At 68.7% G+C, this 15,189-nt stretch carries 13 protein-coding genes; 8 read left to right on the top strand and 5 right to left on the bottom strand.

Annotated features, from left to right (window positions below):
* The 8 genes from CAL26_RS13940 (at position 1) to CAL26_RS13905 (ending at position 8,220) form a co-directional block, all read left to right on the top strand.
* On the top strand, positions 1 to 951 hold the full coding sequence (locus CAL26_RS13940; RefSeq protein WP_094847499.1) for an NAD(P)H-dependent flavin oxidoreductase: 951 nt from the start codon (positions 1 to 3) through the stop codon (positions 949 to 951).
* 97 nt (positions 952 to 1,048) lie between these two features.
* Complete coding sequence (locus CAL26_RS13935) at positions 1,049 to 1,780, top strand: enoyl-CoA hydratase/isomerase family protein (RefSeq protein ID WP_094847498.1); 732 nt, start codon at positions 1,049 to 1,051, stop codon at positions 1,778 to 1,780.
* Positions 1,777 to 2,973, top strand: coding sequence for a CaiB/BaiF CoA transferase family protein (locus CAL26_RS13930; protein ID WP_094847497.1), 1,197 nt, complete (start codon positions 1,777 to 1,779; stop codon positions 2,971 to 2,973). The genes CAL26_RS13935 and CAL26_RS13930 overlap by 4 nt, the downstream gene beginning before the upstream one ends.
* Positions 2,974 to 3,043: 70 nt before the next feature.
* Entirely contained in the window at positions 3,044 to 4,108 is a 1,065-nt protein-coding gene (locus tag CAL26_RS13925; protein WP_256988421.1) for a Bug family tripartite tricarboxylate transporter substrate binding protein, read from the top strand.
* Between the two features lie 9 nt (positions 4,109 to 4,117).
* Complete coding sequence (locus CAL26_RS13920) at positions 4,118 to 4,918, top strand: enoyl-CoA hydratase/isomerase family protein (RefSeq protein ID WP_094847496.1); 801 nt, start codon at positions 4,118 to 4,120, stop codon at positions 4,916 to 4,918.
* Positions 4,905 to 6,641, top strand: coding sequence for an AMP-binding protein (locus tag CAL26_RS13915; RefSeq protein WP_094847495.1), 1,737 nt, complete (start codon positions 4,905 to 4,907; stop codon positions 6,639 to 6,641). The genes CAL26_RS13920 and CAL26_RS13915 overlap by 14 nt, the downstream gene beginning before the upstream one ends.
* Positions 6,638 to 7,666: a hydroxymethylglutaryl-CoA lyase gene (locus CAL26_RS13910; RefSeq protein WP_094847494.1), complete on the top strand. Its 1,029-nt coding sequence runs from the start codon at positions 6,638 to 6,640 to the stop codon at positions 7,664 to 7,666. The genes CAL26_RS13915 and CAL26_RS13910 overlap by 4 nt, the downstream gene beginning before the upstream one ends.
* A gap of 41 nt (positions 7,667 to 7,707) precedes the next feature.
* On the top strand, positions 7,708 to 8,220 hold the full coding sequence (locus CAL26_RS13905) for a MarR family winged helix-turn-helix transcriptional regulator (RefSeq protein WP_094847493.1): 513 nt from the start codon (positions 7,708 to 7,710) through the stop codon (positions 8,218 to 8,220).
* Here CAL26_RS13905 and CAL26_RS13900 read toward each other — a convergent pair.
* The 5 genes from CAL26_RS13900 to CAL26_RS13880 all read right to left on the bottom strand — a co-directional run bounded on the left by CAL26_RS13900 (position 8,188) and on the right by CAL26_RS13880 (position 15,182).
* Positions 8,188 to 10,860: an excinuclease ABC subunit UvrA gene (locus tag CAL26_RS13900; RefSeq protein WP_094847492.1), complete on the bottom strand. Its 2,673-nt coding sequence runs from the start codon at positions 10,858 to 10,860 to the stop codon at positions 8,188 to 8,190. The genes CAL26_RS13905 and CAL26_RS13900 overlap by 33 nt on opposite strands.
* A gap of 89 nt (positions 10,861 to 10,949) precedes the next feature.
* The gene (locus CAL26_RS13895) at positions 10,950 to 12,380 is read right to left on the bottom strand and encodes an NAD(P)/FAD-dependent oxidoreductase (protein ID WP_094847491.1); all 1,431 of its coding nucleotides are present in this window, start codon (positions 12,378 to 12,380) and stop codon (positions 10,950 to 10,952) included.
* Positions 12,367 to 13,302, bottom strand: coding sequence for an ABC transporter ATP-binding protein (locus CAL26_RS13890; protein ID WP_094849864.1), 936 nt, complete (start codon positions 13,300 to 13,302; stop codon positions 12,367 to 12,369). Before CAL26_RS13890 ends, CAL26_RS13895 begins: the two co-directional genes overlap by 14 nt.
* Positions 13,303 to 13,311: 9 nt before the next feature.
* Positions 13,312 to 14,325 carry an ABC transporter ATP-binding protein gene (locus CAL26_RS13885; protein ID WP_256988420.1) on the bottom strand — a complete coding sequence of 338 codons (1,014 nt, stop codon included), beginning with the start codon at positions 14,323 to 14,325 and terminating at the stop codon, positions 13,312 to 13,314.
* Positions 14,322 to 15,182: an ABC transporter permease gene (locus CAL26_RS13880; RefSeq protein WP_256988419.1), complete on the bottom strand. Its 861-nt coding sequence runs from the start codon at positions 15,180 to 15,182 to the stop codon at positions 14,322 to 14,324. The genes CAL26_RS13885 and CAL26_RS13880 overlap by 4 nt, the downstream gene beginning before the upstream one ends.
* Positions 15,183 to 15,189 lie beyond the last annotated feature (7 nt).

Raw genomic sequence — 15,189 nt, 5'->3', positions numbered from 1 at the left:
ATGCGCACAAGAATCACCGACATGCTCGGCATCGAGCATCCCATCGTGCAGGCAGGCATGAGCTGGGCGTCATCCAGCGCCGCCTTGCCCGCGGCGGTTTCCAACGCGGGCGGCCTGGGCGTGCTGGCAGCCGGCCCGTTAAGGCAGGACGACTTCGTGCGCGTGCTTGCCGAGCTGGCCGCCGGCACCGACCGGCCCTACGCGGTCAATATTCCGCTCTATCGCCAGGGCGCCGCCGACATTCTCGATGCGATGCACAACGGCCGCGTCCCGGTGGTGATCGCGTCGCAAGGCAGCCCCAAGGCCCACCTGTCCAGGTTCCATGACATCGGCGCGAAGTGGATCCATGTGGTGGCGTCGCTGGAGCACGCCCGCAAGGCCGCGGCGGCGGGCGTCGACGCCCTGGTGGTGGTGGGGGCCGAAGCCGGCGGGCATCCGCCGGCCAGCGAGGTCACCACCCTGGTCACCGTGCGGCGCGTCCTGCAGGAAGTGTCGATCCCGGTGATCGCCAGCGGCGGCGTGGCCGACGGCTGGGGCATTGCCGCCTTGCTCGCGCTGGGCGCGGACGCCGTGCAGCTGGGCACGCGATTCCTGCTGACCGAAGAGGCGACCGTGCACGCCAACTACAAGGCGGTGGTGCTGGCCGCGGATGTCCACGACACGGCCCTGGTGGGGCGCCGCGACCTGCCGATACGGGGCCTGCGCAATGCGTTCGCGCAGGCGGTGTTCGCGGCCGAGCGCGACCAGGTCGCGCAGGAAGACTACCTGGCGCTGTTCAAGAAGAGCACGCTCAAGCAGGCGGCGCTGGATGGCGACGTCGAGTGGGGCAAGGTGGAATTGGGCCAGTCGGCAGGCCTGGTGTCACGCATCGAGCCCGCCGCCGCCGTAATGGCTCAACTGGTGCGCGAACTGGCCGACGCCACCGGCAGGCTGCGGGCGATGGCTGCCTGAACCCCGCATCCCGACGCCGCCCCTTAGCATCGATCTCATGGCAGCCGGATCGGCATGCCCCGAAACACAACCACTGGCGACACGCACGACGATACCCATGGAACACCTGCTCATCGAAGACCGCGACGCGGTACGCCTTCTGACGCTGAACCGCCCCGAAAAGCACAACGCCCTCAACACGCGCCTGACCCAGGAGCTGCTGGACGGCTTGCGCGCCGCCGATCGCACCGACGGCATCCATGCCGTGGTGCTGACCGGCGCGGGCAAATCCTTCTGCGCGGGCGCCGACACCACCGAGTTTTCAGCGCTGACGCCGCAGGATCCGCAAGCGGTCAGCGCTCGCGCCGACCTGACCACCAGCCTGCACCTGGTGTTCTCGCAGATGAACAAGCCGGTGATCTCGGCCGTGCGCGGTAACGCCCTGGGCGGGGGCGCCGGCCTGGCCATCGCGTGCGACATGTGCGTGATGTCGGAAACCGTGCGCTTCGGCTACCCGGAACTCAAGCATGGCATCGTCGCCGCGGTGGTGATGGCCAATCTCGTGCGCCAGCTGGGCCGCAAGCAGGCCTTCGAGCTGGTCGCGCTGGCCGAGCCGCTGGACGGCCACGCGGCCAAGGCCTGGGGCCTGTGCAACCGCGTCGTCCCCGATGAACAGGTTGTCGACACGGCCCTGGAACTGGCGCGCAAGGTAGCCGGCTGGAGTCCCATCGCCATGGCCACGACCAAGCGCGCTTTCCACCGCGCGGCCGACCTGGGCCTGGCCCAGGCGCTGGAAGTCGGCCGCGACGCCAACGTCATGATGCGCGGCTTTCGCAAGGACAAGGCATGAGACCGCTGGAAGGCATCACCATCCTGGACCTGTCGCGCGTGCTGGCATGTCCATTCGCGTCCATGATCCTGGCGGAACTGGGCGCGGAGGTGATCAAGGTCGAACAGCCCGGCAGCGGCGACGAGACGCGCGATTTCGAACCGGTCGTGCAGGGTGAGCGGGGCAGGGTGTCGGCCTATTACATGGCCTTCAACCGCAGCAAGCGTTCGATCACGGTCAACCTGCGTTCCGCGCAAGGCCAGGACGTGGTGCGGCGCCTGGCGGCTCAGGCGGACGTGCTGCTGGAAAACTTTCCGGTCGGGACACTGAAGAAATACGGCCTGGACCATGCGGCGCTCGCGCCACTGAACGACCGCCTGGTCCACGTCAGTTGCACGGGCTTCGGGGAAACCGGTCCGTATGCGAAGCGCAAGGGCTACGACACAGTGTTCCAGGCCATGTGCGGCATCATGAGCCTGACCGGCGAACGCGGCGGTGGGCCGGTCAAGCCGGGCCTGCCGGTGGCCGACCTGAGCTCGGGCCTGTGGGTGTGCATCGCCATCCTGTCGGCCCTGGCGGGGCGCGAGAAGACCGGGCGGGGCTGCCACGTGGACTTTTCCATGTTCGACGGGCAGGTGGGGCTGCTGTCGCTGGCCGCCGCGCGCTGGTTCACGCTGGGCGAGGTGCCGGAGCGCCTGGGCACCGAGCATCCGGGCCGCATCCCGTCGGCGGCGTTCATCTGCGCGGATGGCAAATGGGTGCAGATCACCGGCAGCGATCAGCATTGGGCGCCGCTGTGCAACCTGCTGGGCCTGGAAGCCTGGGCCGCCGATCCCGCCCTGGCCCGCAACGCCGATCGCCTGGCCAGGCGCGAGGACATCATGGCCGGCCTGCAGCAGGCGATACGCCGGCTGGACCGGGACGAGCTGTGCCGCCGCTGCGATGCGGCGGGCGTGCCCGCCGGCCCCATCCTGCAGGTGGACGAAGTCCTGGCCAACGAGCACGTGGCCGCGCGCGGCATGGTGGTGGACTTCGACCATCCCCTGGTCGGCCGTTTTCCGGGGCTGCGGGTGCCGCTGCGCTTCGACGGCATGGACGATCCCCAGGTGGGCCGGCCGCCGCTGCTGGGCGAACACACGGACGAGGTGCTGCGCGAGAAGCTGGGCCTGGACGATGGCCAGATCGCCAGCCTGCGCGGCGCCGGCGCGGTGTAGGCACGAGACGCACGAGATTGGAACCGAGCGCGCGGTGGACCGCGAGCCGATAAGCACAAAGGAGACAGAAATGAACACGCCCCGCCTTATCCCGCCGGCAGCGCCGGGCCCGCTGCGGAAGTCGCTCCCGGCATCGCCGCGGCGTTCGCTGCCCACCGCGCTGAGGGCGGCCTGGCGCGCATCGCTCGCGGCGGCCGCGTTCAGCCTGCTGCTGCCCGCCGCGAACGCGGCCGATGCCTACCCCTCGCATGCCATCGTGCTGGTCAATCCCTACGCGGTCGGCGGCCCCGCCGACCTGCTCGGGCGGGCGCTGGCCAAGGAGCTGGGCGAAACCCTGGGCCAGTCGGTCATCGTCGAAAACAAGCCGGGCGGCGGCGCCAGCATAGGCGCGGCCTATGTGGCGAAGGCCGCGCCCGACGGCTATACCTTGTTGCTGGGTACGGCGGCCGCGCACACGGTCACGCCGGCGGCGACCAAGGTGCCCTACAAGGGCATCGAGGACTTCGAATTCGTCGGCATGGTGGCCAACGTGCCCAACATCCTGACGGTCTACCCGTCGGTCCCCGCGCGGGACCTGAAGGAATTCATCGCCCTGGCGAAGTCCCAGCCGGGCAAGCTGAACTACGCCTCGGCCGGCATGGGCAGCTCGCCGCACATCGCGGCGGAGATGTTCAAGTACTACGCCAAGGTGGACCTGGTGCACGTGCCCTACAAGGGCGCCGCGCCGGCCGTCAACGACATGGTGGCCGGCACGGTGCCGGTCGGGCTGCTGAACATCTCCGCGGTCCTGCCTTTCATCAAGTCGGGCAAGCTGCGCGCGCTGGCCTATGCGAACAAGGAACGGTCGCCCGACCTGCCGGACGTGCCGACCTTCGCGGAAGCGGGATTGCCCGAGATGGTATCCGGCAGCTGGTACAGCCTGGCCGTACCGGCCGGCACGCCGGCCGCCGTGGTCGACAAACTGGCGAACGCGCTGAAGACGGTGCAGGACCGACCGGAGTTCCGGAAAATCCTGGCCGCGCAGAACGCCATCCCGATGCCGCAGCAGAAGCAGCAGGCCACCGAGTACATCCGCGCCGACGGCAAGCAGCTGGCCGAGCTGGTCAAGGCCACCGGCATGAAACTACAGGATTGAAGGACAGCCATGAGCACGCTACCCGCATTCGAGACCCTGCAGCTGGACCTGCAGGAGGCCACCGGGATCGCTACCCTGTGGCTGAACCGCCCGGACAGCCGCAACGCGCTGAACCTGCGCATGTGCCATGAGCTGACGGCCGCCTGCGAGGCGCTGGAAGCCAGCGAGGCGGTTCGCGTCATCGTGCTGCGGGCGCGCGGCGTGGCCTTCTGCGCCGGGGCGGACCTGAAGGAACGGCAAGGCATGAGCCCCGCCGAAATGGTGGCGCGCCGCGTCGACGGATTCACCGCCTATGCCGCGCTGGAAGCGATGTCCAAGCCCCTGATCGCCGCCGTGCACGGCGCGGCCTTCGGCTCTGGATGCGAGATCGCCGCGGCCTGCGATTTCGTGCTGGCGACCTCGGAGGCCGCCTTCAAGTATCCCGAAGTCGGCTGGGGCACGGTGGGCGCCACCCAGCGCCTGCCGCGCATCGTCGGCCGGCGCATGGCCAAGGAATTGCTGTTCACCGGCAGGACCGTGGACGCGCAGGAAGCGCTGCGGCTGGGCCTGGTCAATCACGTCTACGAACCACAGGTGTTCGACGCCGCCATCGCCGGCATGGCCGAGCGCATCGCCGCCGCCAATCCGCTCACCGTGCAGCTGACCAAGCAATGCATCGACGACGGGCTGGATACGACGCGCGAAGGCGCAATGGCGATCGAGCTGGTGGCCATCCAGCGCAACCTGCGGCACAGCGACTGGCAGAAGGCGATCTCCGGCTTCGGCAGGAAGTCCGACGCGGTCCAGGAGAAGGGCGATGCGGCTGCTTGACGATCAAGGCGTGCCGCTCCCGGTCACGCTGCCACGGGTGCTGGACGCGACCGCACGGGAACGGTCCCGCCACGAGGCCTATGTCGGCCCGGACGAACGCCTGACCTGGGCGGCATTGCGCCAGGAAAGCCGGCGCCTGGCCGCGGCCCTGCACACGGCGGGCATCGGCAAGGGCGATCACGTCGGGCTGATGCTGGGCAACTCAGGGCTATGGATCGCCGCGTTCTTCGCCTGCGCGTCGATCGGCGCGGTCACCGTGCCGGTCAACACGCGATTCAAGTTCGAGGAACTGCAGTTCTGCCTGAAGCAGGCCGACGTCAAGTTGCTGCTGTATGCCGAACAGTTCCTGGGCATAGACTTCACCGATCTGTTGCGCCAGGTCGAACCGGCGATCGATCGTGCCTTGCCCGGCGATGCCTTGCCCAGGCTGCGCCGGGCGGTCATGGTGGGCGAGGGCCGCTGCCCGGCCGGCGTGCAGCCGTTGGCGGATTTCCTGGCCGCCGGCAAGGACGTTGCCGACGCTCGGCTGGATAGCCTGGCCGACGCCGTCGCGCCGCAGGACGTGCTGCTGATGCAGTACACCTCGGGCACCACGTCCTTTCCCAAGGGCGTGATGCTCAGCCACCACAACATGCTGGGCGACGCGGCCGCCGTGGCGCGCCGGCTGGGCGTGACGCCGGAAGACCGGTACTTCAGCATCCGGCCGTTCTATCACGTCGCCGGCAGCACCTTGTCGGTGCTGGTGACCCTGGTGACCGGCTGTTGCCTGCTGAGCCTGCCCAAGTTCGACGTCAAGCAGACGCTGGGCGTGCTGGAAGCCGAACGCTGCACCTTGACCTCCGGCAACGACACCATCTTCCTGATGATGATGGGCCATGCCGATTTCGATCCCGAGCGCCTGCACCTGAAGGGCGGCTGGGCCGCGGCGGGACCCGAAGTCATGCAGAAGATCCGCGACGTCATGCGGGTGTCTTACGTCTGCAACGCCTACGGGCAATCCGAAGCGTCGCCCAACGTGCTGGTCAGCGATCGGAACGATGCGTTCGAGCTGCGTCGCGACGGCTATATGCTGCCGCACCCGGGCGTGGAAGTGCGGCTGGCGGATCCCGACAGCGGCGTGGTGATCCCGCCTGGCGCGATGACGGGCGCTCGCGACGAGGGCACTCCAGCCCGGGGCACTCCTGCCCGGGGCACTCCTGCCCGGGGCACTCCAGCCCGGGGCGAGATCCAGGTGCGTGGGTGGAACGTCATGCGCGGCTACTACAACCTGCCCGACGCCACGGCACGCGCCTTCACGGAAGACGGCTGGCTGCGCACCGGCGATTTGGGCGAGCAGCGCGCCGACGGCCGCACGCGCATGGTGGGCCGGCTGAAGGACATGTTCCGCGTGGGCGGCGAAAACGTCGCCCCGGCGGAAGTGGAAGAAATCCTGCACGGCCATCCCGCGGTCCAGATGGCGCAGGTGATAGGCGTGCCCGACGCCCGCCTCGGCGAAGTCGCCGGCGCCTTCATCCTGCTCAAGCCCGGACAGCAAGGCAGTTGCGAAGAACTGCTGGCCTGGTGCAAGGCGCGTTGCGCCAACTTCAAGGTCCCGCGCTATATGGCGCTGGTGGATACCTTCGAGCACATCGGCATGACGGGCAGCAGCAAGGTGCAGAAGAACAAGCTGCGCGAATATGCGATCAAGCTCTGGAAAATCGAACGGGATACGGTGGCCTCATGAATCTCCGCGATAACGCCGACCACAGCCCCTCGCTGGAAGACGACGGCCGCGACGTCGTGCTCTGCGAATGCTTCGCCCGCGACGGACTGCAGCACGAGCCCGATTTCCTGCCCACCGACACCAAGGTCGCCCTGGTGCGGCGCTTCGCCGACATGGGTTTCGCGCGGGTGGAAGCGACTTCCTACAGCAACCCCAAGGTGGTGCCGCAGTTCGCCGACGCCACCGACATGCTGCGCGCGCTGCCGCGCCGGCCGGGCGTCTTCTACAAGGCCACCTGTGCCAACGTCCGCGCGGTGGAACGGGCCATCGCCGATGCGCAGGCCGGCATCGGCGCCAACGAGATCAGCCTGCTGGTGTCGGCCACTGAAACGCACTCCATGAAAAACCTGGCGCGCAGCCGCGCCGACCAGTGGGCCAACATCCGCCAGATGGCCCAGGCGGCCGACGGCCGCTTCCGCCTGATCGGTACGATCTCCATGGCGTTCGGTTGTTCGTTCGAAGGCCACGTCGATCCGGACACGGTGATCGAGGACGTCGGCCGCATGCGCGAGGCGGGCGTGCGCCACGTGACGCTGGGGGATACCACGGGCACCGCTACGCCCGTCACCACGCGCGCGCTGTTCCGCCGCACGATGGCGGAATTTCCGGACGTCGTTCCCATCGCCCATTTCCATGACACGCGCGGCACCGGCCTGGCCAATTACGTCGCGGCGCTGGAGGCGGGCGTTCGCCATTTCGATTGCGCGTTCGGCGGGGTCGGCGGCCACCCGGCCAAGGTGCGCTACGGCGGCGGCCATACCGGCAACGTCTGCACGGAAGACCTGGTCGACCTCTTCGAGAACATGGGCGTCGGGACCGGCATCGACCTGGATAGCCTGCTGTCCACGGTCGAAGCCTGCGAACAGGCGCTGGGCCGGCCGCTGCAAGGCAGGGTGGCGCGCAGCGGCCTCAACCCGCTGCGCGTCGGCGCGTTAGCCACGTCTGCATCCGCATCCGCGTCCACGTCCGCGCCGGGCATCCATTAGACTTCGCCATCATGAGCACCGCATCCGTCTCCCGAACGAAAATGCCCCTCGAAGCCCCGTCGTCCCCGCCGGCGAAAGTGCCGGCGCGCAATTTCAAGGAGCTGATTTCCTTCCGCCTGAACATCCTGGCCAGCACGTGGAGCCGGCTTGCCGCCGAGTCCAATCAACGCGACTTCGGCCTGGACCCGCGGGAATGGCGCATCGTCGGCATGCTGGGCGCCCATGCGCCCATGTCCTTGCAAGGCCTGGCGCGGGAGATCAACCTGGACAAGAGCCAGGCCAGCCGCACGGTCTCGGACATGATCGAGCGCGGCCTGCTGCAACGCGATTCCGACGAAAGCGACGGCCGCGGCGTGCAGCTGAGCCTGACGGCGCAGGGCAAGGCGCTATACCGAAAGGTCTTTCCGCGCGCGGTCAGGCGCAATGAAGAACTGCTGTCGGTCCTGAGCGAGGAAGAACGCGCGGTGCTGGACCGCGCGCTGGACATCCTTACCGAACATGCGCAGAAGACGCTGGCGAAATCACGCGAGACGCCGGGGCGCGGTCGCGGATGACGCCGCCAGGCATGCGGCAATGAACGGCGCCGTGGCGCTGTCCGGGCTGCCGGCCACCGCCGCGGGCGGGCCTTCAGCCACGATGCGTCCGCCCTCGTCGCCCGCGCCGGGGCCCACGTCGATCACCCAGTCGGCCTGCGCCACGACGCGCATGTCGTGCTCCACGGTTACCACCGTGTTGCCCAGGTCCACCAGGCGCTGCAGCTGGGCCATCAGCAGGTCCACGTCGAAGGCATGCAGGCCGGTCGTCGGTTCGTCCAGCACGTACAGGCTGTGGCCGCGCTGGCTGCGCTGCAGCTCGGTCGCCAGCTTGATGCGCTGGGCCTCGCCGCCGGACAGCTCGGTCGCCGGCTGGCCCAGGCGCAGATAACCCAGGCCGATCTCGCGCAGCAGCCGCAACGAGCGCAGCACCGGCTCTTCGCCGGCGAAGAAGTCGCAGGCTTCTTCCACCGTCATGCGCAGCACTTCGGCGATATTGCGCCCGTTCCAGCGCACCTTGAGCGTGGCCTCGTTATAGCGCGCGCCGTGGCAGGCCGGGCAGGGCGCATAGACGCTGGGCATGAACAGCAGTTCGACACTGACGAAACCTTCGCCTTCGCAGGTTTCGCAGCGGCCCTTGGCGACGTTGAACGAGAACCTGCCGGCGTCATAGCGGCGTCGGCGGGCGTCCGGCGTGGCCGCGAACAGCTTGCGCACATGGTCGAACAGCCCCGTGTAGGTCGCCAGGTTGGAGCGCGGCGTCCGGCCGATAGGCTTCTGGTCGACCTGCACCAGCCGCTGGACGACGTCCACGTCGCCCGCCAGATGCCCGCGCGTGGTTTCGACGACCGTCGGTTCTTCCGGCGCGCCGTCCGCGCCGTCATCCTCGGGTTCGTGGCCCAGGTGCAGCGCGACCAATTCCGGCAGTGCCTGGGCGATCAGGCTGGACTTGCCCGATCCGGAAATGCCGGTCACCGCCGTCAACACGCCCAGCGGCACCCGGGCGCTGACGCCATGCAGATTGTGGCGATGGATGTCCTTGAGCTCCAGCCAGCCTTGCGGCTGCCGCGCGACGCTGGGCGGAAGCGGCACCTGGTCGAACAGATAGCGGCCGGTGCGGGATTCCGCCACGTCGCGCAGGCCTTCCGGCGCCCCGCTGTAGAGCACGCGGCCGCCGCGCTCGCCGGCTTCCGGGCCGACGTCCACCAGCCACTGCGCGCGCCGCATCAACCCCAGGTCATGCTCGACCACGAAGACCGAGTTGCCGGCGTCGCGCAGGCGGTCCAGCGCGTCGTACAGGGATTGGCTGTCCGAAGGATGCAACCCGGCCGATGGCTCGTCCAGCACGTACACCACGCTGAACAGCATGGAACTCAACTGCGTAGCCAGTCGCAGCCGCTGCAGCTCGCCGCTGGACAAGGTGGGCGTCGCGCGGTCCAGCGTCAGATAGCCCAGGCCCAGCCGGCGGAGCGAGCCCAGGCGCGCCACGACGTTTTCGGCGATCCGCTGCGCCGCCAGGCGTTTTTCTTCGGACAGTGCGGACGTGCGCCGGACGTCGGGCGCGGCCGCATGGATGGCGCGTCCGGACCGTGCCCGCCGCGCGCGGTCGCGGCGCGTCGCCTCCCCGTCGACGCCGGCCCCGGCGCGATGCGCGCTGAAATCGCCGCGCGCGATGGGTTCGAGCAGCGCGGCGGCCTGGTCCAGCGGCATCCGCATGAACTCGCCGATATCCACGCCGGCAAACGTCACGGCCAGCGCTTCCGGCTTGAGCCGCTTGCCGTGGCAGGCGGGGCAGGGCTGGCCTTCCATGTAGCGCGACACGCGCTTGCGCATCAGGGCGCTCTGGGTATTCGCGAAGGTATGCAGCACGTAGCGGCGCGCGCCGGTGAACGTGCCCATATAGCTGGGCTCCAGCTTGCGCTTGAGCGCCGCCCGGGTTTCCGCCGGCGTGAATCCCGCGTAGACCGGTACGGTCGGCGTTTCCTCGGTGTAGAGTATCCAGTCGCGGTCCTTCTTCGGCAGGTCCTTCCATGGCCGATCCACGTCATAGCCCATGGTCACCAGGATGTCCCGCAGATTCTGCCCGTGCCAGGCCGGCGGCCATGCGGCGATCGCCCGCTCGCGGATGCTCAAGGACGGGTCCGGGACCATGCTGGCCTCCGTCACCTCGTACACGTACCCCAGGCCATGGCAGGCCGGGCAGGCGCCCTGCGGCGTATTCGGCGAGAAGTCTTCGGCATACAGCATGGGCTGGTCCGCCGGATAGGCGCCCGCCCGTGAATACATCATGCGCACCAGGCTGGACAGCGTGGTCAGGCTCCCCACCGACGATCGCGCATTGCTGGCGCCGCGCTGCTGCTGCAAGGCCACCGCGGGCGGAAGCCCGTCGATGGCATCGACGTCCGGCACGCCAACCTGGTCGATCAGGCGCCGCGCATAGGGGGCAACCGATTCGAAGTAGCGCCGCTGGGCTTCGGCGTAGATGGTGCTGAAAGCCAGCGAAGACTTTCCCGATCCGGACACGCCGGAAAATACCACCAGGGCATTGCGCGGGATCTCGACATCGACGTCCCGCAGATTGTGTTCGCGCGCGCCACGCACTTCGACGAATCCGCCGGGCTGCGCGCCGGGCGCGGCGGAGGAGGAAGGGGCATCCGGCATGCGTACTCCTATGTCAAGTTGCCGTGGGCGCGACGGTCAGGCGCCGTGCCCAGGTGCTAGCTTGCCATAGGGGGCAATCCCCGTGCCGCCTAGCGGCGGCCGATGCGCAGCCCCAGCCTGGCCGGCAGGGCTGCCAGCATGTCGGCCAACATGGGGGGCTGGCGTCCCGCCTCCAGCGCGTCTTCCTGCGCCAGGATGCCCCAGCGGATCGCGCTGGCGCCCAGGTAGCGGAAAGGCTCGGGCGGCAGGGACGGAACGTCGCGCGTGCACAGCGCCAGGCTGGACCATTCGTCTTTTTCCCGCAGCACCAGGGACGCCATGCACTGGCCCGCCAGGCAGGTCGCGTTCACGCCGTGGCCGCTGAAGCCGCCGGCATAGTGCACCCGCGTCCCGGGCAGCGTCTTGAAGAAGGGCATCTGGTCGGCGGACACGTCGATGCCGCCGCCCCAACTGGCGGCCACCCGCGGCGCCGGCGCGGCCTGCGGAAACCATTCGCCCAAGAGGCCGCGCACGCGGTCGCGCGACGCGCCATGTCCATACAGCCTTGAAGAGCGGTGGCCGCTGCCGGCCGCCAGGGGGCCGCCGCCCCAGCCGGCCAGTATGCGCTGGTCAGGCGTCTTGCGCGCGTAGCGGATGAACTGGCGCGAATCGACGATGCCTTCGGCCCCGTTCCAACCGACGCGATCCAGGAATTCGCCGGCCGGCTCGCTCATGGCGACATAGCTGGAAAACATCGAGATATGCCGGCGGATCTCGGGAATTTCGGTCAGCCCGATGTTCGTCGCGAGCACGACTTCGGGCGCGATGGCCTCGCCCTTATCGCAGCGGACGCGATTGGGTGTGCCGCGGTCCAGGCCGACCATCGGTGTATTTTCGTAAATGGCGATGCCCTTGGCCAGGGCGTTGCGCCGCAGCGACCGCGCCAGGCGGGCGGGATGGATCAGCGCCGAGTCGGGGAACAGGGCGCCGCCTCGGAACAATGGCGAAACGCAGAGCCCGGCGACATCCTCCTTGCTCAGTTCGCTGACCGTTTCCGGCACGCCGAAACGCGCCGCGTTTCGCACCCATGTCGCGGCGCGCGTGTCATGCTCCGGATGGACCGACACGAGCAGGGTGCCGCTTTCCCGCCACCAAAGATCTTCACCACAGTCGCGCGCATACTCGCGGATGCGCTGCTGGGCTTTCGAGGCCGCCCGCGCCACCGCCAACGACTGCTCCTTGCCGAACAGGGCTTCCATTTTGGCCAGGCGCGACCAATAGCCCGACGTCATACCGCCGTTCTTGCCACTGGCACCGGAGCCGCAGGTGCGCGCTTCGATCAGCGCGATGGACAGGCCGGGGCGCCGTTCGAGCAGCGTGAGCGCGGTCCAGAGGCCGGCAAAGCCCCCGCCCACGATCACGACGTCGAACCGGTGCCCCCCGATCAGGGGCGGAGCATCCGGCAAATTGCCCTCATAGGCGATGGCATCGCGGTACCACCAGGACACTTCGCTGTGCGAGGACGAGTCAGTCGGGATCATGGAGATGGCAGGCTACGGGGTGATCGGGCGCCAGCAGGCGCATCGATGGAGTCTCGACGCGGCAGCGCGGCATGGCGTGCGGACAGCGGGGGTGGAAATGGCAACCCGCGGGCGGGTTCAGCGGCGAAGGGATCTCGCCACGTATGGCCTGGAAAGCGCGGCGCGTACCGTCCAGCGGCGGCACGGCGGCCATCAGCGCCTGCGTATAGGGATGCGCCGCGTCGGCCGCCAGGGACTTGGCGGGCAGCACTTCCACGATACGGCCCAGGTACATGATGGCGACGCGGTCGCTCATGCGCTCGACCACGGGCAGGTCATGGCTGATGAAGAGATAGGCGCAGCCCGTCCGTTCCCGCAGGTCGGCGAACAGGTTCAGGATCTGCGCCTGTATGGAGACGTCCAGCGCGGATACCGGCTCGTCGCAAACGATCAGCGACGGGCCCAGCGCAAGGGCGCGTGCGATGCCGATGCGCTGGCACTGCCCACCGGATAATTCATGCGGGTAGCGTTTCAGCAGATGCGCGGGTACGCCCGCGCTTTCCAGCAGGCCTCGCGCGGCGGCTTCGGCGTCTGCCTGGCCGGCGCAACGTAGCGGTTCGGCCACGATGTCCAGCACGCGCTGGCGCGGATTCAGGGAACCGCCCGGGTTCTGGAACACCATCTGCACGCCGTCCGCACGCATGCCGGGCATGAATGCGACCGACCCGCTGCTGGGTGGTTCCAGGCCGACGATCAATCGCCCCAGGGTCGACTTGCCGCTGCCGGACTCGCCGACCAGGCCGAGTACCTCGCCAGCCGCGATGTGCAGCGACACGCCGTCCAGCGCCCGCACAACGCGCTTCGGCCCCAGGCCCAGCGGCCCGCGTCGTCCCGCGCCATAATTCTTGCTGACGTCGCGAAGTTGCAGCAGGGGGGCGGAAATCCGATCCATTTATCGCTCCGCCGCCAGCGGCATCGCCGCATTTGCCATTGGATGCACGCAGCGCACGTCCTGGCTCGGCGCGACGGCGCGCATTGCCGGCGCGATCGTGCAGCCTTCTGTGGCGCGGTCGCAGCGAGGCTGGAAACGGCAACCCGGCGCCTCCGCGGCCGATGCGATGCTGCCGGGTATCTGCGGCAGCCTGCGTTCGTCGCGATTGCGCGCGGGGACGGAGGCCAGCAGGCCATGGGTGTAGGGATGCGCCGGCGCCGCAAGGACGTTGCGGGCCTCGCCGTACTCGACGATCGCGCCGGCGTACATGACCGCGATGCTGTCGGCCAGGTTGGCCACCACGCCCAGGTCGTGGGTGATCCAGATCAGCGCAGTGCCCGATTGCGCGACGAGTTTCTGCACTTCAGCCAGGATCTGCGCCTGTATGGTGACGTCCAGCCCGGTCGTCGGCTCGTCGGCGATGATGATGTCGGGGTCGTTCAGCAAGGCGATGGCGATCGCCACCCGCTGGCGCATGCCGCCCGAGAGCTGGTGCGGATAGGCCAGCATGCGGTCCGCGGGCGAAGGAATGCCCACGCGCTCCAGCGCCTGCACGGCCCTGGCGCGGGCTGCGCGACGGGTCAGGGACTGATGGGCATGCAGGGTGTCGGTCATCTGCGTGCCGATGCGCAGCATGGGGTGCAGGGTCGACATCGGATCCTGGAACACCATGGCGATACGTCGTCCACGTATCGACCGCATGGCCTGGGCGTCCAGGGTGCGCAGATCGGCGCCCGCGAACAGGACGCGCCCCGCGGTCACGCGTCCCGGGGGATCGATCAGTCCAAGGATCGAGTAGCCGGTCACGGACTTGCCGCTGCCCGACTCGCCCACCAGGCCCAGGATCTCGCCGCGCCGCAGCGTCAGGTCCACGCCGTCGACGGCACGCACCACGCCGTTGGCGCCGCGGAATTCCGTGCAGAGGTTCTCGACGCGCAGTATTTCCAGCATTTCTCGCGGTGCCGTAGGGTTCATACCGACTCCAACGCCGCGCCGCGCGGGTCGTTCACCTGGCGCAGGCGCTCGCCGATCACGTTGATGGAAAGCAGCAGCACCAGCAACACCGCGCCGGGCAGGATGCTGATCCAGTACTGCCGGGCCAGCATGTAGCTGTACCCGTTGGCGATGAGCAGCCCCAGCGACGGTTCGGTTATCGGCAAACCCACGCCTAGAAAGGACAGCGTGGCCTCCAGGGCTACCGCGCCGGCCAGCTCAACCACGACCAGCACACCCAGCGGGCCGAGCGAATTCGGCAACAGGTGGCGGAACATGATGCGCGCTGCCTTGTACCGGAGGGTCCGGGCGGCCATGATGTATTCCTTGGCGCTTTCCACCTGAGCGGAACTGCGCAGGGTGCGCGCGAAATAGGCCCATTGCGACGCAGCGATGGCGATGACGACCTTGCCCAGGCCAGGCCCCAGCAGGGCCATCAGCACCAGCGCGGTCAGTACGCTGGGCAGGGCCAGCTGCAGATCGGCCAGGCGCATGAAAAAGGCATCGATGCGGCCGCCCGCATACGCGCACAACAGCCCGATCGTCACGCCGATCACCAGCGCGATGCCGGTACCCAAGGCGGCGACGGACAGGCTGACCCGCAAGCCGTAGAGCACGGCGCTGTACAGATCCCGGCCCTGGTCGTCGGTGCCGAACCAAAAGGTGTAGCCATGATCGGATGGCGATCCGGGCGGCAGCAGGGAGCTGAGGATGTCCAGCTGGGACAGGTCATAAGGGTCCTGGTGGACCAGCCAAGGCGCCAGGCAGGCCGACACCACAAGCACGGCGAACACGGCCGCCGCGATGCAGGCGAGCTTGCTGCGGAAGAAGCGGGGCATACGGCGG

Origin of the sequence: Bordetella genomosp. 9 (assembly GCF_002261425.1) — a bacterium.
Classification (GTDB): domain Bacteria; phylum Pseudomonadota; class Gammaproteobacteria; order Burkholderiales; family Burkholderiaceae_B; genus Bordetella_C.
Note: the sequence above shows the minus strand (reverse complement) of the source record. Positions and strands in the feature narration are given on the sequence as shown.

Excerpts from the sequence above, each read along its gene's own strand:
- CAL26_RS13940 (WP_094847499.1), top strand. The coding sequence starts at position 1 with ATGCGCACAAGAATCACCGACATGCTCGGCATCGAGCATCCCATCGTG.
- CAL26_RS13935 (WP_094847498.1), top strand. The coding sequence starts at position 1,049 with ATGGAACACCTGCTCATCGAAGACCGCGACGCGGTACGCCTTCTGACG.
- CAL26_RS13930 (WP_094847497.1), top strand. The coding sequence starts at position 1,777 with ATGAGACCGCTGGAAGGCATCACCATCCTGGACCTGTCGCGCGTGCTG.
- CAL26_RS13925 (WP_256988421.1), top strand. The coding sequence starts at position 3,044 with ATGAACACGCCCCGCCTTATCCCGCCGGCAGCGCCGGGCCCGCTGCGG.
- CAL26_RS13920 (WP_094847496.1), top strand. The coding sequence starts at position 4,118 with ATGAGCACGCTACCCGCATTCGAGACCCTGCAGCTGGACCTGCAGGAG.
- CAL26_RS13915 (WP_094847495.1), top strand. The coding sequence starts at position 4,905 with ATGCGGCTGCTTGACGATCAAGGCGTGCCGCTCCCGGTCACGCTGCCA.
- CAL26_RS13910 (WP_094847494.1), top strand. The coding sequence starts at position 6,638 with ATGAATCTCCGCGATAACGCCGACCACAGCCCCTCGCTGGAAGACGAC.
- CAL26_RS13905 (WP_094847493.1), top strand. The coding sequence starts at position 7,708 with ATGCCCCTCGAAGCCCCGTCGTCCCCGCCGGCGAAAGTGCCGGCGCGC.
- CAL26_RS13900 (WP_094847492.1), bottom strand. The coding sequence starts at position 10,860 with ATGCCGGATGCCCCTTCCTCCTCCGCCGCGCCCGGCGCGCAGCCCGGC.
- CAL26_RS13895 (WP_094847491.1), bottom strand. The coding sequence starts at position 12,380 with ATGATCCCGACTGACTCGTCCTCGCACAGCGAAGTGTCCTGGTGGTAC.
- CAL26_RS13885 (WP_256988420.1), bottom strand. The coding sequence starts at position 14,325 with ATGAACCCTACGGCACCGCGAGAAATGCTGGAAATACTGCGCGTCGAG.
- CAL26_RS13880 (WP_256988419.1), bottom strand. The coding sequence starts at position 15,182 with ATGCCCCGCTTCTTCCGCAGCAAGCTCGCCTGCATCGCGGCGGCCGTG.